We start from the raw sequence: 21,918 nt of genomic DNA, 5'->3' as shown, positions 1-21,918 counted from the left end.
TGGATTATGGTATTCTTCGACCTCCCGGTAACCGAGCCATCCGAACGGAAGGCCTATACAAGGTTTAGAAACTATCTTCTTGATGAAGGATTCGAACAGGCACAGTTTTCTGTCTATGTCCGCCACACATCAGGAAAAGAGGCCGTAGAGGCTCTGGTCAGGCGAATTGAGCAACAAGTTCCCGAAAAAGGTAAAATAGATATTCTTCAATTTACCGACAAACAGTACGAGAATATCATCAGTTTCAGAGGCCGCGGACAGAAAACCAGTCCCGAAAACCCGAGCCAGTATGTGCTGTTTTGATGCAAATTGACCCGTTTCCGAAAAGTTTAATGGCGGATAATGCTTTTAAAATCAGAGCATTATCCGCCATTATAGTGTAGCTAATCAGAAAGTGCGGTCCAACCGGAACTGTGGGCGTCATGGTAAGGGCCAAGGTCGAGTGTAGCTAATCAGAAAGTGCGGTCCAACCGGAACTGTGTGCAAAAGGTTGGTGTTAAGTTCCAAAGTGTAGCTAATCAGAAAGTGCGGTCCAACCGGAACGGGCTGGTGTATCCATCCAGCATGGACCGGAGTGTAGCTAATCAGAAAGTGCGGTCCAACCGGAACTCGGCAATCAGACGGTCCTGCTGTTCAAGTAGTGTAGCTAATCAGAAAGTGCGGTCCAACCGGAACCGGCCCCATTCCACCCGTATCAGGTCCATCAGTGTAGCTAATCAGAAAGTGCGGTCCAACCGGAACGCGCAGGGCGAAGGCCGGGCAACCGATGCCAGTGTAGCTAATCAGAAAGTGCGGTCCAACCGGAACTGACTGCGCAGCGGTTGCCGTGGTCGTGAAAGTGTAGCTAATCAGAAAGTGCGGTCCAACCGGAACTCTCCTGATGAAACGTAAGTTTCATATGCTAGTGTAGCTAATCAGAAAGTGCGGTCCAACCGGAACTCGGATAGGTCGGCATAGAAGCCGGGGAACAGTGTAGCTAATCAGAAAGTGCGGTCCAACCGGAACTGGAAAGCAGACACGCATGTATCGATTAATAGTGTAGCTAATCAGAAAGTGCGGTCCAACCGGAACAGTTCGGGGGAAGCATCCACGTAATAACGGAGTGTAGCTAATCAGAAAGTGCGGTCCAACCGGAACTCGGTCGTCGTTGTCTGCTGGGTCTTGTCAAGTGTAGCTAATCAGAAAGTGCGGTCCAACCGGAACGGATCAGGCATTCGCCCGACAGCGCGATGGAGTGTAGCTAATCAGAAAGTGCGGTCCAACCGGAACTCTCACGTGCGCGTGCACAACGGGTTTCCGAGTGTAGCTAATCAGAAAGTGCGGTCCAACCGGAACCTTTCGGCACTACCACATACCCGGCATTACAGTGTAGCTAATCAGAAAGTGCGGTCCAACCGGAACTCCATGGTCACTATCAAAAGCGCGATAGACAGTGTAGCTAATCAGAAAGTGCGGTCCAACCGGAACGGGCTGGTGTATCCATCCAGCATGGACCGGAGTGTAGCTAATCAGAAAGTGCGGTCCAACCGGAACCGTGCCGATCTCAACTATCAACAGGGCTTGAGTGTAGCTAATCAGAAAGTGCGGTCCAACCGGAACAATGCCAGACGGCGGACGAACAAGTCCTGAAGTGTAGCTAATCAGAAAGTGCGGTCCAACCGGAACCGGATGGCGGCGGCGAAACTTTCGGCCCGTAGTGTAGCTAATCAGAAAGTGCGGTCCAACCGGAACTCTGCTCAAGGTCAGCCATCTGGACTTCGGAGTGTAGCTAATCAGAAAGTGCGGTCCAACCGGAACGTAGACATACGGCTTTGATCTCAATTCGTTAGTGTAGCTAATCAGAAAGTGCGGTCCAACCGGAACGAATCCCACTGGCGCGCCATCCTTCTCGAAGTGTAGCTAATCAGAAAGTGCGGTCCAACCGGAACTGAACCGCTGTTACATCTGCCGCAAGCGGTAGTGTAGCTAATCAGAAAGTGCGGTCCAACCGGAACGATGAACAGGCGGACAAGGAAAGCCGTGTCAGTGTAGCTAATCAGAAAGTGCGGTCCAACCGGAACGGGTTGCCTACCATATGTATCGCAGTCATCAGTGTAGCTAATCAGAAAGTGCGGTCCAACCGGAACGCAATCCTTCATCGAACGCATCGAGCGTCTAGTGTAGCTAATCAGAAAGTGCGGTCCAACCGGAACCGGTCCATTGCCATTGCGGCATCGCGCAGGAGTGTAGCTAATCAGAAAGTGCGGTCCAACCGGAACCGGCTACCCTTGGTAAACCGCCCGGATTTCAGTGTAGCTAATCAGAAAGTGCGGTCCAACCGGAACCGGCGGCTCTATTGGATGGAAGATGAAAGTAGTGTAGCTAATCAGAAAGTGCGGTCCAACCGGAACGTATTCGCGATGGTCCGGCGGAGCTGTTCGAGTGTAGCTAATCAGAAAGTGCGGTCCAACCGGAACTTTGCGTGCGGAAACCATCTGGCGCGAAGGAGTGTAGCTAATCAGAAAGTGCGGTCCAACCGGAACGCTGGAAAGGCAGGCGATCTTGTCAGAAATAGTGTAGCTAATCAGAAAGTGCGGTCCAACCGGAACTGTAAGGAGGAACGACGATGGATTTTCTATCAGTGTAGCTAATCAGAAAGTGCGGTCCAACCGGAACCGGTCAGACATGCTGGTTCCGCGCGTTGCGAGTGTAGCTAATCAGAAAGTGCGGTCCAACCGGAACTAGACGCATCCCATAGGGATTGCTGCCAGGAGTGTAGCTAATCAGAAAGTGCGGTCCAACCGGAACTTCTGGCGTCTCGATGCCGGCAACCTGAAGAGTGTAGCTAATCAGAAAGTGCGGTCCAACCGGAACAGCGCGACTGGTCAGAGCATACCGCGTCAAGTGTAGCTAATCAGAAAGTGCGGTCCAACCGGAACGTTAATCAGGCGACAATGGAGACGGCAATAGTGTAGCTAATCAGAAAGTGCGGTCCAACCGGAACCTTGAGGCCATCGATCCGCCTGCCTCCCTAGTGTAGCTAATCAGAAAGTGCGGTCCAACCGGAACGTATTCGCGATGGTCCGGCGGAGCTGTTCGAGTGTAGCTAATCAGAAAGTGCGGTCCAACCGGAACCGGGGCGGGACATTCCTCCTCCGCCCTGTCCAGCCCGAGCCGAGTTGCCGTGCCCGCTGCGCTGGATTATAAGCATCGTTAACGCGGGTGTAGCTCAATGGTAGAGCTTTTGCTTCCCAAGCAAGTGACGAGGGTTCGATTCCCTTCACCCGCTCCAGTTCCTTCCTCAGCCAGAAATTAGATGCAACGCACAATTTTCCTGTGATAGCTTGTGTGCGACGCACAAATTTGCCGGAGAAAAGCGCCGTTTAACCCGTGAAGATTCTTTGACATCAGCCTTGCCTGACATCATCAATCTTCGGGTAATCGGGGATATTGCATAAAATTCGGGCGCCCTGCAGGCCTCGTCAGATTGTCCTTCCCCGGCGAATTGATATAATTATATAACAATAGAAATGTGACGCACCCTGGAATGGAGACGACCATGACCGCCGAAGCCGCAGCCGGCAAAACGCCGGCAAGCACCAGAGCCCACTTCAACTGGGAAGACCCTTTTCTGCTGGAAGACCAGCTGACTGAAGACGAGCGGATGGTACGCGACACCGCCCGGGATTATGCTCAGGAGCAGTTGCAGCCGCGTGTTCTCGAAGCCTACCGCAATGAAACCTTCGATCCTGAAATCATGCGGGAGATGGGGGCGCTTGGCCTGCTTGGCATGACCATCCCCGAGGAATATGGCTGCGCCGGCGTCAATCATGTCTGCTACGGACTGGTTGCCCGTGAAGTCGAGCGTGTCGATTCCGGTTATCGTTCGGCGATGAGTGTCCAGAGCTCACTGGTCATGCATCCGATCTATTCTTATGGCACCGAAGAACAGCGCCGGAAATATCTGCCGAAACTGGCAACCGGCGAATGGATCGGCTGCTTTGGCCTGACCGAGCCGGATGCCGGTTCCGACCCGGCCGGCATGAAAACCCGCGCTAAAAAGGTCGATGGCGGCTATTCCCTGTCCGGCTCGAAGATGTGGATTTCCAATTCACCGGTCGCAGATGTGTTCGTGGTCTGGGCAAAAACCGACGACGAGGTCATTCGCGGTTTCGTGCTGGAAAAAGGCATGAAGGGCCTCTCCGCCCCGAAGATCGAAGGCAAGCTGAGCCTGCGGGCCTCGATCACCGGCGAGATCGTCATGGATAATGTGCAGGTGCCTGAAGAAAACCTGCTGCCGAATGTGCAGGGTCTGAAAGGCCCGTTCGGCTGTCTGAACAAGGCACGGTTCGGCATTGCCTGGGGTGCCATGGGTGCCGCTGAATTCTGCTGGCATGCCGCCCGCCAGTACACGCTGGACCGCAAGATGTTCGGCCGTCCGCTGGCTGCAACCCAGCTGATCCAGAAAAAACTGGCCGATATGCAGACCGAAATTTCACTCGGTCTGCAGGGTGCCCTGCAACTGGGCCGCATGGCCGATGCCGGTACGATGGCACCGGAAGTCATCTCGCTGATGAAGCGCAACAACTGCGGCAAGGCACTGGATATTGCCCGCCTCGCCCGTGACATGCATGGCGGCAACGGCATCGCCGATGAATTCCATGTCATGCGTCATATGGTGAATCTGGAAACAGTGAACACCTATGAAGGCACCCATGACGTGCATGCCCTCATTCTGGGCCGCGCCCAGACCGGCCTGCAGGCTTTCGGCTGATTGCTGAGAAGCCGTCTGATCTTCACTGGCCCCGGTTGCTGACCGGGGTCAGTGGAAGATGATCAGAACCGAGGCACCCGTTGCCATCAGCAGAAAGGCCGGGATATAGCGCCGGGTCAGGGGTTCGGTAAACACCACCCGGGCGATCAGGGCCGCGATCACCGGCTTGGTCAGCAAAATCATCTGATGTTGCCAGACAGGCAGCAGTTCCAGCCCCTTCAGACTAAGCCAGACGGCACCTGCATTGGTGATACCCAGCATCGGCAATTGCCAGAGAAACCGGCTTTTCCATGAACCGAGCCAGCGGTTGCGTTCAAACGCCACGCTCAGCAGCAGTGACAGAACCGAAATGCCCGCAGACAGCAGGCTGACGATGACAAATGACGGCACGACATCGACCGCGATCTTCAGGCAAATCGGCAACAGGGCATAGAAGGCTGAAGCGGCGACAAGAATATGCGCCCCGTGCCAGCTGCCCTTTCCCCAGCCATTAAAGGCAATCAGCAAGCCCGCCGCCATCAGCGCAAAAGCCGGGGCCGCCGTCCAGCCCACCATTTCCCCGAACCATATCCAGGCCGCGAATCCGGCGATCAGAGGTTTGATCAGAATGAACAGCTGGTGCCGCCAGATCGGCATATAGTCGTAACCGCGGATGACCAGATAGGCGCCGGCAACCGATACGCAGGCCCCCGCCAGAATCGCCAGCAAAGTGTCATTGCTTGTCACCGCAAGCATCTGCCAGTCGCCGCCACCCCAGGCGATCAGACCGGAAAGCACTGCTTCGAACGCCGAAGCCAGCCCGACCAGCAGGAAGGGCGGACAGGGACGTGAGGCCTTCGCCATAATCGGGATGAATGCATAGACGATCGAACAGGCGACCATGATCCCGAAAGCCGCCATTCAGTCATTCCCCTACTAATTGTATCTTCTGAAATTCGATCACAAAATAATTATCCCCATGTTCCCTGCATTATCCGGCGCGTCAACGTGATATTTTGTCGGTCTTGAAACGGCTTGGGAAAGGGTAAAAAGCCATGAGACTACCAAATCAGATCACCATGCATCACGGTCCGCAGATGTTGCTGGCCCGCTCAATCTTTGCCATCGACGCGGTTGCAGAACAACGGGGCGTCAAACTGGAAATCTCTACCGACCTTGAAATGGTTCAGGAAATTAACCGGCGGCACAGCGACAGCTGGTCACCGATCATGCCAAATCTGCTGATGCCGGAGCAGACATTCTGGATCATCGGCCGTGATGCCGATGGTGAGGCTGCCGTAACCATGGGTTGCCGGCGGTACGCCATCGAGAAAGGGTCTCTGTCAGAGATTCTTGCGGATCTGTCATTTTTCTACGCCACAATTCATCCCGACCTCGATGAGAGGGTGGAACTTCTGACCGTGGTTCCTGACTATATCTCCGGTCAGGTTGCCTATGTCGGCGGTATGTGGACCCGCCCGGATTTCAGACGCCGGGGGCTGGCTGCCGTGATGACGCGGATTGTCCACGCCATCTGTCTGGGTGTCTGGAATACGGACCATGCGATGAGCCTGGTTCGCCCGGAACTGCCGGAAGGGGTGCTCAGCGCCTACGGGTACCGCAACACGGCAGCCGGCTTCAAATGGCATGGTTGTGAAAAAGCATCACGGGCGCGAATGCGCCTGATCTGGTCCGACAAGACCGGACTGATCTCCGATCTCGAAACCTATCTCGACATGGCTGTCGCGGAACTAGAGGGCAACACCCTCGCGACGGGTCTCAGAGAAACACCAGACCGCGTTGATCGTTTTCCGACGCGGCCTTTCGAGGCGGAACGGCAGCAGAATGCGGTCGTAGTCTAGAACAACGTCGTCACCGGCCCCATCAATGCGTGCGAAGGACGTGTTGATGTGGCCGATGCGCGGACGCCATTCATCCAGCACGCTGGCATAATCGCCGGCAACGGCCATGGCGTAGCGCTTGTCGAGGTGAGCAGCACGACGGGTGCGGCCAATATTATCGATGGAGAAACCGGCACCGAACCAGTGGTCAAAGCCATGACCAATGTAACGGTAGGTAAAATCAACGGCCGCATCCGCGTCCTGCGCCACGACAATTGACCGGCGCAGCAGACCGGATTGCATCATCCGCTCGAAGACATCCGGCGACAGACGCCCGTCAGAAACCTGCCAGATGCGTTTGGCAAGCTGGAGCGATTCAACTGGCGGAATATCGTGGCCGAGAGATTCAAATCTGAATTCCCGCTCACGACCGGCTTCCTCACGGCGATCAATCACCTGTCCCAAACGGGTGACGATGTCTGCCATCAGGCCAGGGCCATGGTCGGCACGGTCAAAACGTTCCTCAACCCAGCCCTTAAAATAGAAATTCAGCCAGACCTGGGTGATATTGTGGGTTTCCAGCTCGCGCAGCTTCCCGACAAGCTGGTCAATCGCACCAAGCTGCACATTCGGCGTATAGAAACGAACGGTCAGCCATGACTTTTCCCGCCGCAAATGGACATGCCCGAGATTCCGGATATTGAAATCAATGGTGTCCACAGCATCTGGCCGGGACAGGGGAATCCCTACCTCCTGCGCCGCATGCATGATCGTCGCAGGGTACCAAGTCGTTCTGTTAAATACGATATCGTCTGTCATCGCCCACCCTCCAAGGCGGTCACTCTACTCTGATTAATCAGTTATCCACAAGCAGTTGCGAACAAAAACCAAAACAGAAAAATGACTCCCGGAGTCAAATGGGAGACTCAGGTTTCCTTGTCGGAAAGAGGCAGGACACGAGGCGAATAACCGGAAACTGTCTCAACCAGCAGAAGAACATGCTTCCGCCTCTCGCTGATTGCCGCTTTCACAGCAGCCTCGAATTCCGCCGGCGTTGTAACCGGCTGCTGGTTAATTTGCAGAATCACATCACCCGGCTGCAAACCGGCATCGGCAGTTGGTGTATTGGCGTCAATATCCGTAATGGCGAGACCAGTCATCCCCCAGCGCAGTCCGTATCTGCGGCGCACCTCGCCGGAAAGGGATGCCAGCGACAGGCCAACGGACATGAATTTCCCGTCAGCAGGTTCCTGCCAGAACCATGCACGATCTGCGGGCTCCGTACGCGGTTTCAGTGTCTTGCGATAGTCGCCGCGCAGAACACGTGTCTCGACACGGCTGTTTGCCTGTTCAGTCGAAATCACATCAAACACATCATTCACCGACTTGACCGAACGGCCATTGACCGTGGTGATGACGTCGCCACGGCGGAACCCGGCACGGGCTGCACCGGAGCCCAGAATGATATCGGTAACAACACTTCCTCCCGGCTCACCGAGGCCAAGCGCCCGGGCCATGGCGGCATCAATTGTCTGCATTTTAAGGCCGATCGGCCCCGGGCCGTCAGCATAGGCTTCGTCTTCGGCAACATCGCCGCCGGGCATCAGCACATAGCGAAAGCCGGAACGGTTTTCCACCAGCATCAGCATCTGCTCAACGCCACGTCGCCGGGCTGCCTTGAAGGCCGCATCAATCTGCTCCGGTCGCCAGACATTTTCGCCATTGACCATGACGATGACATCGCCCTCTTCAATTCCCGCCTCGGCTGCGGGCTGTCCCTGATCTGCACCGGTAACCGCAACGCCGACAACACCCCAGCGAATGCCGAATTCCTCACGGATTTCATCGGTCAGGGCATCAAGCGACAACCCTTCTGCCGGATAGCGACCACGGGCTGATTTCTGAATTTGTCGTGCCGGTGGCCAGTTGGTGAACCGGACCGTCAGCTTTTTCATCTCTCCGCGCCGGAGAACCGTAAATTTCCGCTGGTCACCCGGCCGGGTTTGCAGCATGGCACCAATCAGATCGTCGAATTTTTCGACCGGTGTTTCATTGACCCGGAGGATCAGATCACCACGGAGAAAGCCGGCCTTGTCGCCGGGACTGCCGACAGCAATATCACGTACCAATGCACCTTCCGGCTCGCTCATGCCCAGGGCTTCGGCCATCAGATCATTCGCGCCCTGAACCTGCATGCCGACAAAACCATGCTGCTGAGCGCGGGCAAAATTCGGCCAGCCGGCCATTGCCATCACAGCGACAACAAGCGCCGGTATGAAGATAGATTTTTTCAAGAAAACGCGATCAAGCATGCCTAACGACAATCAGTATTCTGTACAAACCGTTGCCCCGGCGCCGGGGCCGCAATCAACCCCAACTTCCCCCCAAGTCAGGAGGCACTGTACAAACAGTCTGGCAGGCGCACAACCGTAAGGGATACTCTGGTCAATCAGGCTTTCCGGAATGACTCTATTTCATGAATCAGATCTTCAGCCGCGGCCTCAATCAGACGTTCACCAAGCTCGGCTCTGGCCAGACCGGGATCAGACCCCACAAGCCCGTCCGGAAAATCAGCCCGGTGCCGGATCGCATCTGCATGGGCGTCACCACCGTGATTACGTAAAAATTCAGCGGACAAAACCTCACCCGTTGCCGTTGCCATACGCTGGCAGGTCTCCCGCCGGGCTGCCATTACGATCGAAAGTTCGCTGGGCGTGCCGTGCATCCCTTCCCGGTCACCAAAATACTCCTGACGCAGTGCGTTACAGCCCGGCAACTCCCACCAGCTGCGCACCCGGCAGGCAAACATCGGCTCTGTCGTGCCGGAAAAAGCATGTTCCGTCTGAACTTCGTGAATCGCTGCCCGCAGGGGGGCGATATTGCCACCATGTCCGTTGAGAAACAGAACATGCGTTGCCCCATGTCGCGCCAGCGAGCGCAGATAATCCACAGCCAGCATGGTCAGCACCGAAGGACGGATCGTTATCGTCCCGGCAAAAGCCATGTTGAAGGGGGCCACCCCAAGGTCAAGCGATGGTCCGACCAGCCAGCCCGCCCGTTCAGCTGCGGCATCGGCAATCACCGACGCACAGATCGCGTCGGTCCCGATCAGTCCTTCCGGGCCATGCTGTTCGGTGGAACCTGTCGGCACAAGCACGATACCCGACCTGCGGAAATAGTTTTCAGCCTGCCAACTGGTGATTTCAGATAATCGCATGACCGGTTATTTCACCTTTGGCTTGTCGGGTGCGGCCAGCATGATTCTGTCACCGATGCTGGCTTCACAACTGCCGTTCGCTGTAGCGCGGGCGACATTACCATTCTCGTCAAACTCGAATTCCGTGACACAGCCATCATCATCCAGATTGCCGAACACCGCCACACGGCGACCGTTCGGCAGCCGGTAAACCGCCTCCGGCTGTCCCCAGAACCGGAACAGTTCCCAGGCACCATGTCCCTGCCAGTCGCCAATCAGTTCATTGTAATTCTGGCCAGCCTGACGGGAACAGCCGGTCATCAGCAACGGCAACAGAACAACAGATAGCAGTACAAATGGCGGTCTTACATTTCTCATCAGGCGACCTATCTCCCGGTTTGCAGCCGATCCGTCAACAGTGATTGCCTGACCCTCCCTGACTCTGCAATGATGATCCCATGAGTGATGAAATTGACAAGACAGACTATCCGGAAGATCTGCGCGATGACGAGCGCATCTTTCTGATTGTGGCCGACAATACGGAAGAAATGAACGTTGCCATGCGCTTTGCCTGCCGACGGGCAAAGAATACTGATGGCCGTGTTGCCGTACTGTATATCATCCAGCCCCCCGAATTTCAGCATTTTGCCTTTGTCGGCAATCTGATGATCGAGGAGCAGGAGGAAGAAGCAGAAGAAACGCTGGCCCGGCTGGCCACTGTGATCGAAAGCCGTTCCGGCAAGGCACCCGTCACTTACATCCGTTCAGGACGGGCCATTGATGTGGTTCCCGCACTGGTCGGCGAAGAAGAGCAGATAAAGGTGCTGGTACTCGGTGCCAATGTCGGCGGCGAAGACCCCGGCCCTCTGGTCTCTCATCTGGTTGGCAAGGTCGCCGGACATCTGCGCACTCCGATTACTGTCGTTCCGGGCAATCTGACCCAGGAACAGATCGACGCCATTACCTGACCGGAAAGCCCCTCTGTCAGTTACATTTTGGCAGAGGCAGGGCCTGAACCTGTGCCAGTCGTGCTGACATCGTGAAGGTCGTATAATCAAACAAATAGCTGCCGGCGATGCCATCAGCCCGCAGCGTCATCGCCTGTTTCAGCAGGGACTGACCCGTCGACGGGTCGCTGACCACCATCTCCATCGGCCAGTAGACAGACGCCCCGATCGCGTCGAGACCGTTGGTCTGGCCAGGTGGTGTATTCTCCGGCGGACCCATGCGTGCGGCATAGGACAGGGGCTTGCCAGGCCCCCAGCCCGGAAACACCGTCCGTCCGGCAAAGTTCTGCCCGATTGCCGCCTGTTCAGCCAGGAACAGCATATAATCATGCGGAAACATGGTCCCCGGTGGCAGATCAACCGTCCGGGTTTTCGGCTTTGTAAACTCGGCCTTGCCCGGCTGACCGGTACCAGCCATCAGTGCTTTCAAATCGACCTCTTCGACAATCTGGTTTCCGCGCGAGACCGTCAGCTGATAGCGATAGCCACGCCCGTCAAGCGACTCCCAGCTGCGTGAACGGGCTGAAGTCCGGGGCAGCGGTCCGGTTGCCGTCTGCATGGTGAAATCCATAACCTCTGTCGACAGCCAGCCGTCACACCGCAGTTCAACCCGCAGATCATAAGTGCCGGTCAGCCCGGTAATACTGCTGTTGGCGGCGGGCGGCGGACCCATCGTCAGCTGATAGCGCCCGACAAACGGACGGGGCTCTGTGGTCTGCGCCTCACCGATGACCGGAAAAAGTGTCAGAACAACAAGTCCGATAAACGCCAGAAAGATGTAAAGTTTTGTTGTACGGTTAAACATACTGCTGCTCCGGCCGGGGGGATCGGGGTATAAGAATGCCGGATTGAGGTTAATATTTGGCGAAGCTCGTGAATTTTCGGTCAATCCGACAAGCCGCCGGCCCCGTATAAATACCTGAAACTGTTCATTCGACGACCAGAGGACGATATGCCATCAGCCTGTTGGGAGCGGGATTTCGACGCCCCGGTTACCGCCATATGGGAGACCCTTGGGGATACCGCCCGGTATAATGAAGCAGCCGGTCTGCCACGTCAGAAAATCACCGAACAACCGCGTCCGGACGGATCAACGCGCTATCTGGCTGAAACCAGAATGGGGTGGATTACGCTGAAATGGGACGACATTCCCTGCAACTGGGTTGCCGGCAAATGGTTTCGTCATGAACGCCGGTTCTTCACCGGCCCACTGACCAGCATGACCGCTACCCTGCAACTGGAGCCAACGGATGCCGGCTGTCACGGCCGTTACGAAATCGAGGCTGAGCCACGTGGCCTGCTCGGACATCTGTTACTGAAAACCGGCTTCTTTCCGTCGACCGGCAAAATGTTCAACCGCCTGGCATCAGATGCCGAACTATTTGCCAACCGCAAACGCGAGACACCCTTTGAATATCAGCCGCCGGTCATGGCGGATAAATCAAGGGAACGCCTGCGCGATGTTGTTCAGACAATCAAGGATGGCCCGTTTCATCACGGGCTGGCCGACAAACTGGCCCGCCATATCACCGACAGTCAGGAAGTCGACCTGTGGTCGGTCCGACCGGTAGCTCTGGCCCGGAAATGGGGGGTCCACCCCCGCAAGGTCATTGAACTTTGTTTTGCATCCGTACGTGCCGGGCTGCTGCACATGCGATGGGATCTGCTCTGCCCTCGCTGTCAGGTCGCAAAGGCAACATCTCCGTCGATGGACCGGCTGCCCAGCGGCGCCCACTGTCCGTCCTGCAACATCGATTACACCCGTGACTTCACCAATAATATCGAGCTGGTGTTCTATCCGGACAGCGCCATCCGGGAAGTTCTTTTTGAGGAATACTGCCTGTTCGGTCCCGGCGGAACACCCCATATCAAGGCCCAGCTTACGGTCGGTTCCGGAACCGGGCGGGAGGAAACCATAGCGCTTGCCCCCGGCTCCTACCGGGCCCGCACGCTGGAACCCGGTCTGGAATTTGATTTCGATATTGAAGAAGGCGATGGCATTGCGATTGAACTCGCCGAAGATGATGTCGCTGTCGATGTCATTCCGGGCGGGGGCAAGCTGATCATCTACAATCACTTTCCGGTCGACCGGGTCTTCGTGCTTGAGGAACAAGTCTGGCGACGGGATATCCTGACCGCCGACCGGGCGATCACCTATCAGGCATTCCGCGATCTTTTCAGCCGCGACATCCTGCGCCCGGGAGATCACATTGATATCGGCAACATTGTCATCATGTTTACCGACCTTCAGGGCTCGACGGCCCTCTATGACCGGGTCGGTGATCCGGCAGCCTTTGCCCTTGTGCGGGAACATTTCTCGCTGCTGGGATCATCAGTACGCGATCATGACGGCAGCATCGTCAAAACCATTGGCGACGCCATTATGGGTGCCTTCACCGAACCGGCGGATGCCCTGCTTTGCGCCATCGATATTCACGACAGCTTTGCCGCCTACAATGCCGAGAACCCGGACAAGGACCCGCTGGTTCTGAAGATCGGCCTCCATGCCGGGCGCTGTATCTCGGTCACTTTGAACGATCAGCTCGACTATTATGGGTCTGCGGCGAACATGGCGGCCCGCCTGCAGGGCAAGAGCGAAGGCTGGGATATCGTGTTGTCCAAAGAGATCGCCGGTGATGTCGCTGTACGCGAAATTCTCTCCGAACTTAACCCGGTCGAGGAGGAAGCAGAGATGAAGGGGTTCCCCAAGCCGGTCCCCTTTCTCCGGCTCACTCGGGAAGATCTGGACGCCCGGCGTGGAAATTAAGCGTCCGGACAATTGGCCTTGCCCGATCTCTGTGGTAAGTCACCGCAACATCTAATCATCCTTCTGGGAGTGACTGTTTATGAGCGGACCGCTGAGTGGGCTTCGGGTATTCGATCTGACACGTATTCTGGCAGGCCCGACCTGCACGCAAATGCTGGGAGATCTGGGTGCCGATGTCATCAAGATCGAAATACCTGAAAAGGGCGACGACACCCGCAAATTCGCACCGCCTTATCTGAAGGATGACAGTGGTGAAGACACACCGGAAGCAGCCTATTTTGCTGCCGCCAACCGGAACAAACGGTCCATCACACTGGACCTGACCACGGAAGAAGGTCAGGCGCTGGCCCGCAAGATGATCGCGAAGTCGGATGTGCTGGTCGAGAATTTCAAATTCGGCGGTCTGGCAAAATACGGTCTCTCCTACGATCAGCTGCGCGAAGAATTTCCGTCACTGGTCTACTGCTCGATCACCGGCTTCGGCCATACCGGACCCTATGCAAAACGGCCAGGCTATGATGTTCTGATTCAGGCCATGGGCGGATTTATGAGCGTTACCGGCGACCCGGATGGCGAACCCCAGAAAGCCGGTATTCCGATCGCTGATCTGATGGCCGGGATGTATGCCGCCGTCTCCATCAATGCGGCGCTCCGCCATCGTGAAATCACCGGCAAGGGCCAGCATATCGATATCGGCATGCTGGATACGACAACCGCGATGCTGTCAATTCAGGCCATGAACTATCTGGCAACCGGCAACAATCCGCCGCGCCTCGGCAACCAGCATCCGAATATTGTCCCCTATCAGGTTTTTCCGACGGCGGACGGCAATATCATTCTGGCCTGCGGCAACGATGCCCAGTTCCAGCGTTTCTGCGACTTTGCCGAACGTCCGGACATCGCACAGGATCCGCAATACGCCACCAACAGCGCGCGCCTGAAGAACCGGGATGCAATTACCGATCTGCTGACGCCGATCATTCAGGCCAAACCGTCGCAGCACTGGCTGGAAGGTCTGGAAGCACGGAGTGTCAGCTGTGGTCCGATCAACACCATCAAACAGGTGTTCGATGACCCGCAGGTTCTTGCACGCGACATGAAAATCAGCATGCCGCATGCCGCGACCGGCGGTGCCGAAATTGATATCGTCGGCAGCCCGATCAAGATGTCAGAGACCGGCGTGACCTACCGCCATGCCCCGCCAACCCTTGGCCAGCACACTGATGAAGTCCTTCAGGAAGTCCTCGACCTGACCCCGGACGACATTGCGAAGCTGAAAGCCAACGGCACGATCTAAGAACTACCGCCAGTAGTCCCTCCCTCCCCTATCCCTGATTAAATTCAGGGTGGGGGAGGAACAGGGGGCATTACATCTGACTCTCTGGAGATTACCGGAGGGTTCAGCTTGAACTGCACTGGCACAGGTGCCAACTCCCTCACATGCTGTCTGAGGAAATGCACCCATGAGCCCACCCGTCATTGTCTGGTTTCGAGATGATCTGCGTCTTGCAGACCATCCCGCATTATCAGCCGCAGCCGCCAGCGGTGCGCCGGTGCTGGCAATTTATGTCCGCGACGAAACGCTCGAAAAACCACCCGGTGCCGCAAGCCTGTGGTGGCTGCATTACAGCCTCGAAAAACTGTCCGGTGCATTGTCGGATATCGGCGGGACACTGATCCTGCGACACGGCAACACGGCACAGTGCCTGCGCGAATTTGCCGGGGAAACCAAAGCGCAGGCGATTTTCTGGAATCGCAGCCATGAACCGGCTGAACGCCGGCGGGAGGCAGAAGTGGCCGCTGAAATGGCGGAGATCGGGGTCGAAGTGTCCCGCCACAGCACCGACCTGCTCTATGAGCCCGGGTCAGTCCGGACAAAGACCGGCGGACAATATTCAGTCTTCACTCCCTTCTACCGCGCCTGCATGGCCGGGCCGCCGCCGGCTGAACCACTGACAGCCCCCGAACGGCTTAGCCTCTCGGAAACACTGCCCCGAAGTGACCGTCTGGCCGACTGGCATCTGCTGCCTGTCAGGCCGGACTGGGCCGGCGGTCTGCGGAAGGCATGGGTTCCCGGGGAAGCCGGTGCCCGGCAGGCTCTTGATAATTTTCTCGATGACGCCGTCCGCCATTACAGGGAAGGACGAGACATTCCCGGCAAACAATTCACATCGCGCCTGTCGCCGCATCTTCATTTTGGCGAGATGAGTTCGCGGCAGGTCTGGCATGTCACGCAATTCCGGATTGAACGGAGCAACGGCGGGCCGGTCGCCGTCAATGGGGAAGCCTTCCTGCGGGAACTGGTCTGGCGGGAATTCTCATGCCACCTGCTGTCACGCACCCCCACCCTGCCCGCTGCCCCCCTGAGGCCGGAGTTTGCCGACTTCCCGTGGTCAAAGAACTATAATGAAAAACTGAAAGCCTGGCAGACCGGGCAGACCGGATATCCCATCGTCGATGCCGGCATGCGGGAACTCTGGGCTACCGGCTGGATGCATAACCGGGTACGCATGGTAACCGCCTCCTTTCTGATCAAACATCTGCTGATTCCCTGGCAGGAAGGCGAGAAATGGTTCTGGGACACACTGGTTGATGCTGATCTCGCCAACAACTCGGCAAGCTGGCAGTGGGTTGCCGGATGCGGGGCCGATGCCGCACCTTTCTTTCGTATCTTCAACCCGATCATGCAGGGCGAGAAGTTTGATGGCGACGGGGCCTATGTCCGGAAATGGGTTCCGGAAGTGGCCGACCTGCCGGACAAGTATCTGCACAAACCCTGGGAAGCACCGGATGACCTGCTGACCGGTGCCTGCCGTGACTATCCACCGCCAATCGTCGACCATAAAACTGCACGCGAGAAGGCTCTCGATGCCTTCAAAAGCCTGAAGAAGGATTGAAAAGCAGGATTATTGGCGATTCGGGAGACACAACTTCAGCCATATATAAAACTCCCGCCTATGAATTCTCACTATATACGGGTATAAAATCCTGTGCCGATTCGCAGCGATCACAATCCAGTAGCGGGGGGATGGGGTTGTGCGCAAATGGGACGTTGTTGACGCACGATCAGGATTCATATGCCGATGACGCATTACCCCGTCACTTTCCACAGCAAGAATATGCCTGGCGATCAGACCAGTTGTCTGCGTGCACTCCCGGCCGCAGAAGGCAACCGGACATGACCGGGAGCAGAACTGAGATACCCTCGACAACCGGCGTAACTACCGGGGTCAAGCCTGTCCGCGTCAAACGCAGTTCACGCAATCTGCGCCGGATGATCGCGATCCTCGAAAACATCGAGTACGGGGCACTTGAGATCGTCTTGCCCAGTGGCCGCCTGGTTACCTGTAAAGGCACCGGCAAGGGGCCGGAAGCATCACTGATCATCAAGGACGCCGATGCCGCCGACCATGTTTTCAGCCGGGGGGCGATAGGTGCCGCTGACGCCTATATGTCCTATGACTGGGACAGTCCGGATCTGGTCGCCCTGCTGGAACTGATGGCACGTAACCGCACCGCCTTCGAACCACTCAGGCGGGGTGGTATGCTATACCGCCTGAAAAACCGGATACGACAGAAACTTCATCTTGGCGGCAGCAAGGGACGGGCAAGACGTTTTGCCGGTCACTATGAACTGCCGAACCGCTTCTTTGAATGCTGGCTTGATCCGGAGATGGTCTACTCCGCAGCCACTTACGGGCTCGGCAACGATCTGGCAGCAGCACAGAAGGCCAAGCTGCATCGCATCTGTACGCAGCTTGGCCTGAAACAAGGCATGAAGCTGCTGGAAATAAATTGCGGCTGGGGCAGCCTGTCTGTGCTCGCTGCCCGGGATTATGGCTGTGATGTTACTGCACTGACATTGTCGGAAACCCAGCTGGAAACCTGCAGACTGCGCGCCCACGGCCACAGGCAGGACAACAAGGTCGATTTCAGGCTGGAGGATTTCAGCGCCATCACCGGAACCTATGACCGCATCATTTCCGTTGAACCGTTCGGTATGATGACAGAAGCCGACTGGCCGAATTTCTTCGCCACCATTTCCGGTCATCTTGCAGAAGACGGACTTGCCTATGTCGAGACCACGACAATCCGCGACGAACTGTTCGACAGCTACCGCAACAGCCTGGACCCGGTACGGGAATATATCTTCCCCGGTTCATTGCTGCCGTCTTATGGCATTCTGGATGATGTGGTCCGCGATGCCGGACTGACCGAGGCCGGCTACGCGGATATCGGCGGCACTTATGTTCCGACCCTGAAGGTCTGGCAACGCCGGTTTCAGACCATGTGGCCCGAAATCATGATGCTGGGCTTCGACAACGACTTCAAACGCAGCTGGGAGCTGTTCCTCGCCTATGCAGAGGCAGGCTTTCGCACCGGTGATCTCACCCTCCGCGAGATGCTCCTCGCGAAGGGTGAAACCGGCTCATCCGGCTAGACTGCTTCGTGCGCCGCCAGAACGGCGTATTGCAGTATATCGTTGGCACTGGCTTCCATCGGCACAATCTGAGCCGGTTTCGACAGGCCGGTCAGCAACGGACCAAGGACTTTGCCCCGGCCAAGCTTGCTGATCAGTTTTGAGGTAATGTTAGCACTGTGCAGGGCTGGCATGATCAGCACATTGGCCGGTCCGGACAGACGACAGAACGGATAAAGTTCCATCAGCTGCGGATCCAGGGCGACATCAGCCGCCATCTCGCCATCAAACTCGAAATCAACATTGCGCTGTTCCAGAATTCTGACCGCTTCGCGTACATGCTCTGACTTGTCATGCATCGGCAGGCCGAAGTTCGAGAATGACAGCAATGCCACCCGTGGCGTATGCCCCATCTGCCGCGCCTTTTCCGCCGTCTGAATGGCGATATCAGCGAGTTCCTCGGCGTCAGGCAAGGCGTTGATGGTCACGTCCGAGATAAAGACCGTGCGCCCCCCGCCAATCAGCAGGGAAACACCCAGCAGGTTGTGACCTTCTTCCGGGTCAATCACCCGGGTAATGTCTTCCAGTGCCGTATAATAATTCCGGGTGGTCCCGGTAACCATGGCATCCGCATCACCCAGCGCGACCATGCAGGCTGCGAAGACGTTCCGGTCCTGATTGACCAGACGCTGGCAGTCACGGCGCAACAGACCGCGGCGCTGCATCCGTTCATAAAGGAAGTCGGTGTACTGCTTGTTGGCATAAGACTTCCGGGCATTGTGAATCTCGATACCTTCAAGATTTCCAAGACCGGATTCCCTGGCTGTTCCTTTCACCACATCCTCACGCCCGACCAGCACAGCCTGACCGTAACCTGCACTCTGGTAGGCAATGGCGGCACGGATCATCTTCTCTTCCTCGCCTTCCGCGAAGACCACTTTCCTCGGGTCGGCGCTGACGCTGTCAAAAATAAACTGCATGCTGGCGGAAGTCGGATCGAGGCGTGAGCGCAGCTGCGCCCGGTAGGCATCCATGTCCAGAATAGGTTTCTGGGCGACACCGGAATCCATCGCCGCTTTGGCAACAGCCGCCGGTACATATTCGATCAGCCGTGGGTCGAACGGCACCGGAATGATATAGTCCGGGCCATAGCGCAGGCGACGACCTGAATAGGCTGCGTCCACTTCATCCGGCACATCTTCCCGGGCGAGTTCAGCCAGCGCATGGGCTGCTGCAATTTTCATCGGCTCATTGATGGTTGAGGCCCGTACATCCAGCGCACCGCGGAAAATATAGGGGAAGCCGAGGACATTATTGACCTGATTGGGATAATCGGACCGCCCGGTCGCCGTGATCGCATCCGACCGTGCTTCCTTGACTTCTTCCGGTGTGATTTCCGGGTCCGGGTTGGCACAGGCAAAGATGATCGGCTTGTCGCCCATCGACCTGATCATGTCCTGATCAACCGCACCCTTGACGGAAAGACCGAGGAAGATATCCGCGCCTTCCATTGCATCTGCGAGCGATCGCTTTGACGTCTTCACCGCATGCGCCGACTTCCACTGGTTCATGCCGTCCTGACGGCCCTGATAGATCACCCCCCGGGTATCGCACAGCAGCACATTTTCGTGCTTCATGCCCATCGCCTTGAGCAGCTCGATACAGGCGATGCCGGCTGACCCCGCCCCATTGCAGACCATCGTGGCTTCAGAAATGTCGCGGCCTGTCAGATGCAGGGCATTCAGCATGCCGGCGGCCGTGATGATGGCAGTACCATGCTGATCATCATGGAAAATCGGGATATCCATGAGTTCGCGCAGGCGCTGCTCGATAATGAAACAGTCCGGTGCCTTGATGTCTTCCAGATTGATGCCGCCAAAGCTCGGGCCGAGATAGCGGACACATTCTACCAGCTTGTCGACATCATCGGTGTCGACGCAAAGGTCCATGCCATCAACATCGGCGAAGCGTTTGAACAGAACCGCCTTGCCTTCCATCACCGGCTTGGATGCCAGCGCGCCCAGATTACCGAGTCCCAGAACCGCCGTTCCGTTCGAGACGACCGCAACAAGATTGCCCTTCGCCGTATAGTCATAGGCAAGCGTTGGATCTTTCTGAATTTCAAGGCAGGGAACCGCAACGCCCGGCGAATAAGCCATCGACAAATCACGCGCTGTTACCAGCGGTTTTGTCGGCGTGATTTCGAGCTTTCCAGGCCGTCCCTCGGCGTGAAAGGCAAGAGCCTCTTGCCCGGTAACACGCTGATTATTTTCATCCATTCCGTTTTCTCTCCCGATAAATAGGTACCTGTTGGTCCGTTAACGAGATTGTGCCGCCTGCGCCCGGAAAAGCCTAGCGGAATGGAAAGCGGATTTCGGATCGCGGAAAGAGGCTCTTGCGGCAAAACTATTTTAAGCTTAAAATAATTTTATGTGGAGACCACCTGAACGCATCCGGTTCGAGCCAGCCCCCGGGCGCTGGCCAACCGCCGAGGAAGCCGCCTCGTCGAGGCTGTTTTCATCCGTGTCTGTCGGTCCGGTCACTTTGGCCACCCGGACATGGATACCGGCGATGGTTCCGTGGCGGGCAACCGATGACGGATTTGTCTCTGAAGATGTTCTGGACTGGTATGGCCGTTTTGCCCGTGGACGCCCCGGTGCAATCGTCGTCGAGGCCACCGGCATCCGGGATATTCCCAGCGGCCCGTTGCTGCGGATTGGTGACGATCGCTTCATTCCCGGTCTGCAGAAGCTGGTTGAACGTGTCCAAACCGAAAGCGCGGGCGAGACAAAACTGCTGATCCAGCTGATCGATTTCCTGTCCATTCGGCGCCGCCCCGATCCGGTAAAGTTCTTCGACCGTTTTCTGGCCATCACCGACCAGCATCGCGAGGCGCTGTCAGCAACAGACAGAACTGACAGCGAAATACGTGAGCAGTTGAAAGCCCTGTCTGAGGACGAACTGGAATCAGTCCTCACAGAACGCGAGCTTGATTCGCTCCGCATGGGCGACCGGGAACGGGTCACCGACACCCATCTGCCGCATATCGCGAACCTTCCCGTGGTTCTGCCCGACCTGTTTTCAGCCGCTGCCCTGCGGGCACAGCAGGCTGGTTTTGACGGTGTCGAACTGCATTACGCCCATGCCTATACAATGGCATCGTTTCTGTCGGCAAAGAATGACCGGAACGACGGATATGGCGGATCCCGTGAACATCGCGCCCGCCTGCCGCTCGAAGTCTTTGCTGCCGTCCGTCAGGCCGTCGGTGATAACTATCCCGTCGGTTGCCGTTTTCTGGCTGACGAAGCCATTGAAGGTGGCAACAGCCCGGAAGATGCAGCCTGGTTCGGAGCCGAATTCGCCCGCGCAGGGATGGATTTCCTGTCGCTGTCGCGGGGCGGCAAGTTTGATGACGCCAAACAACCGGGCGTCGGTCAGGCCGCCTACCCCTATACCGGCCCGTCCGGTTATGAATGCATGCCGTCCTATTTCTCCGACGAACTTGGTCCTTTTGGACGTAACGTCGAGGCAACGGCACTGGTCCGCAACGCGGTCCGCAAAGCCGGCAGCGACATACCGGTCGTCGTCGCCGGGGGCATGCACGGGTTTGAACAGGCCGAAAAATTACTGGCTGACGACAAGGCCGACATCATCGGTTCTGCCCGCCAGACACTCGCCGACCCCGACTGGTTCCTGAAAATGCGTCTGGGACTGGGCGCAGACGTCCGTGTCTGCGAATACTCAAACTATTGCGAGGGGCTTGACCAGAAGCACAAGCAGGTGACCTGCAAGCTCTGGGACCGGCTGGAGCTTGATGAACCGGACGTGCCGATGACAACGGACGGCAAGCGCCGGATGATCGCTCCGGACTGGCAACCCGGCAACAACTGAGCCGGGGATTTACAGCCGTCCCGTTCCGGGCAAAACTGACGCACTGATTCGTCATTCTCTTGAG

The 21,918-nt window shown here is 56.8% G+C and carries 16 protein-coding genes, 1 tRNA gene and 1 CRISPR repeat array; of the genes, 10 read left to right on the top strand and 7 right to left on the bottom strand.

From position 1 onward, the window contains the following. Window positions 1–6 precede the first annotated feature (6 nt). The 3 genes from cas2 (at window position 7) to GH722_10330 (ending at window position 4,753) form a co-directional block, all read left to right on the top strand. Window positions 7–303 (top strand): CRISPR-associated endonuclease Cas2, encoded by a 297-nt coding sequence (gene cas2 / locus GH722_10340; protein ID MRG72171.1) that lies wholly within the window; start codon window positions 7–9, stop codon window positions 301–303. 73 nt (window positions 304–376) lie between these two features. After that, a CRISPR array of direct repeats spans window positions 377–3,114; the repeat unit is 36 nt; unit sequence AGTGTAGCTAATCAGAAAGTGCGGTCCAACCGGAAC. An 83-nt stretch (window positions 3,115–3,197) separates the two neighbouring features. Next, window positions 3,198–3,271 (top strand) — tRNA-Gly (locus GH722_10335). A 267-nt stretch (window positions 3,272–3,538) separates the two neighbouring features. Beyond that, window positions 3,539–4,753 carry an acyl-CoA dehydrogenase gene (locus GH722_10330; protein ID MRG72170.1) on the top strand — a complete coding sequence of 405 codons (1,215 nt, stop codon included), beginning with the start codon at window positions 3,539–3,541 and terminating at the stop codon, window positions 4,751–4,753. 48 nt (window positions 4,754–4,801) lie between these two features. Here GH722_10330 and GH722_10325 read toward each other — a convergent pair whose 3' ends face one another. Further along, window positions 4,802–5,653 carry an EamA family transporter gene (locus GH722_10325; GenBank protein MRG72169.1) on the bottom strand — a complete coding sequence of 284 codons (852 nt, stop codon included), beginning with the start codon at window positions 5,651–5,653 and terminating at the stop codon, window positions 4,802–4,804. A 134-nt stretch (window positions 5,654–5,787) separates the two neighbouring features. Here GH722_10325 and GH722_10320 point away from each other — a divergent pair, with 134 nt between their 5' ends. Next, window positions 5,788–6,594, top strand: coding sequence for a hypothetical protein (locus GH722_10320; protein ID MRG72168.1), 807 nt, complete (start codon window positions 5,788–5,790; stop codon window positions 6,592–6,594). On the opposite strand, the gene GH722_10315 is transcribed toward GH722_10320, so the two are convergent. The 4 genes from GH722_10315 to GH722_10300 form a co-directional block, all read right to left on the bottom strand. Continuing rightward, complete coding sequence (locus GH722_10315; protein MRG72167.1) at window positions 6,484–7,392, bottom strand: hypothetical protein; 909 nt, start codon at window positions 7,390–7,392, stop codon at window positions 6,484–6,486. The two genes, GH722_10320 and GH722_10315, sit on opposite strands and share 111 nt — an antisense overlap. A 107-nt stretch (window positions 7,393–7,499) precedes the next feature. After that, on the bottom strand, window positions 7,500–8,885 hold the full coding sequence (locus tag GH722_10310) for a PDZ domain-containing protein (GenBank protein ID MRG72166.1): 1,386 nt from the start codon (window positions 8,883–8,885) through the stop codon (window positions 7,500–7,502). Between the two features lie 137 nt (window positions 8,886–9,022). After that, window positions 9,023–9,790 carry a creatininase family protein gene (locus tag GH722_10305; GenBank protein MRG72165.1) on the bottom strand — a complete coding sequence of 256 codons (768 nt, stop codon included), beginning with the start codon at window positions 9,788–9,790 and terminating at the stop codon, window positions 9,023–9,025. Window positions 9,791–9,796: 6 nt separating this feature from the next. Continuing rightward, window positions 9,797–10,147 carry a hypothetical protein gene (locus GH722_10300; protein ID MRG72164.1) on the bottom strand — a complete coding sequence of 117 codons (351 nt, stop codon included), beginning with the start codon at window positions 10,145–10,147 and terminating at the stop codon, window positions 9,797–9,799. Between the two features lie 80 nt (window positions 10,148–10,227). Here GH722_10300 and GH722_10295 point away from each other — a divergent pair, with 80 nt between their 5' ends. Next, entirely contained in the window at window positions 10,228–10,737 is a 510-nt protein-coding gene (locus GH722_10295) for a universal stress protein (GenBank protein MRG72163.1), read from the top strand. Between the two features lie 16 nt (window positions 10,738–10,753). On the opposite strand, the gene GH722_10290 is transcribed toward GH722_10295, so the two are convergent. Beyond that, the gene (locus tag GH722_10290) at window positions 10,754–11,581 is read right to left on the bottom strand and encodes a DUF1849 family protein (protein ID MRG72162.1); all 828 of its coding nucleotides are present in this window, start codon (window positions 11,579–11,581) and stop codon (window positions 10,754–10,756) included. Window positions 11,582–11,728: 147 nt separating this feature from the next. Between GH722_10290 and GH722_10285 the strand changes: the two genes are divergently transcribed. From GH722_10285 to GH722_10270, 4 genes are all read left to right on the top strand, one after another. Then, a complete protein-coding gene (locus tag GH722_10285; protein ID MRG72161.1) occupies window positions 11,729–13,543 on the top strand; it encodes a hypothetical protein in 1,815 nt (604 codons plus the stop codon). A 79-nt stretch (window positions 13,544–13,622) separates the two neighbouring features. Further along, a complete protein-coding gene (locus GH722_10280; protein MRG72160.1) occupies window positions 13,623–14,840 on the top strand; it encodes a CoA transferase in 1,218 nt (405 codons plus the stop codon). Window positions 14,841–15,006: 166 nt separating this feature from the next. Beyond that, window positions 15,007–16,440 carry a deoxyribodipyrimidine photo-lyase gene (locus GH722_10275; GenBank protein ID MRG72159.1) on the top strand — a complete coding sequence of 478 codons (1,434 nt, stop codon included), beginning with the start codon at window positions 15,007–15,009 and terminating at the stop codon, window positions 16,438–16,440. 131 nt (window positions 16,441–16,571) lie between these two features. Then, on the top strand, window positions 16,572–17,984 hold the full coding sequence (locus tag GH722_10270; protein MRG72158.1) for a methyltransferase domain-containing protein: 1,413 nt from the start codon (window positions 16,572–16,574) through the stop codon (window positions 17,982–17,984). Here GH722_10270 and GH722_10265 read toward each other — a convergent pair. Further along, window positions 17,981–20,242: an NADP-dependent malic enzyme gene (locus tag GH722_10265; protein ID MRG72157.1), complete on the bottom strand. Its 2,262-nt coding sequence runs from the start codon at window positions 20,240–20,242 to the stop codon at window positions 17,981–17,983. The genes GH722_10270 and GH722_10265 overlap by 4 nt on opposite strands. Before the next feature lie 151 nt (window positions 20,243–20,393). On the opposite strand from GH722_10265, the gene GH722_10260 reads away from it, so the two are divergent. Next, complete coding sequence (locus GH722_10260) at window positions 20,394–21,854, top strand: NADH:flavin oxidoreductase (protein ID MRG72156.1); 1,461 nt, start codon at window positions 20,394–20,396, stop codon at window positions 21,852–21,854. Window positions 21,855–21,918: the final 64 nt, after the last annotated feature.

It is taken from the genome of Alphaproteobacteria bacterium HT1-32 (assembly GCA_009649675.1).
In the GTDB taxonomy this organism is placed as follows: Bacteria; Pseudomonadota; Alphaproteobacteria; order Rhodospirillales; family HT1-32; genus HT1-32.
Note: the sequence above shows the minus strand (reverse complement) of the source record. Positions and strands in the feature narration are given on the sequence as shown.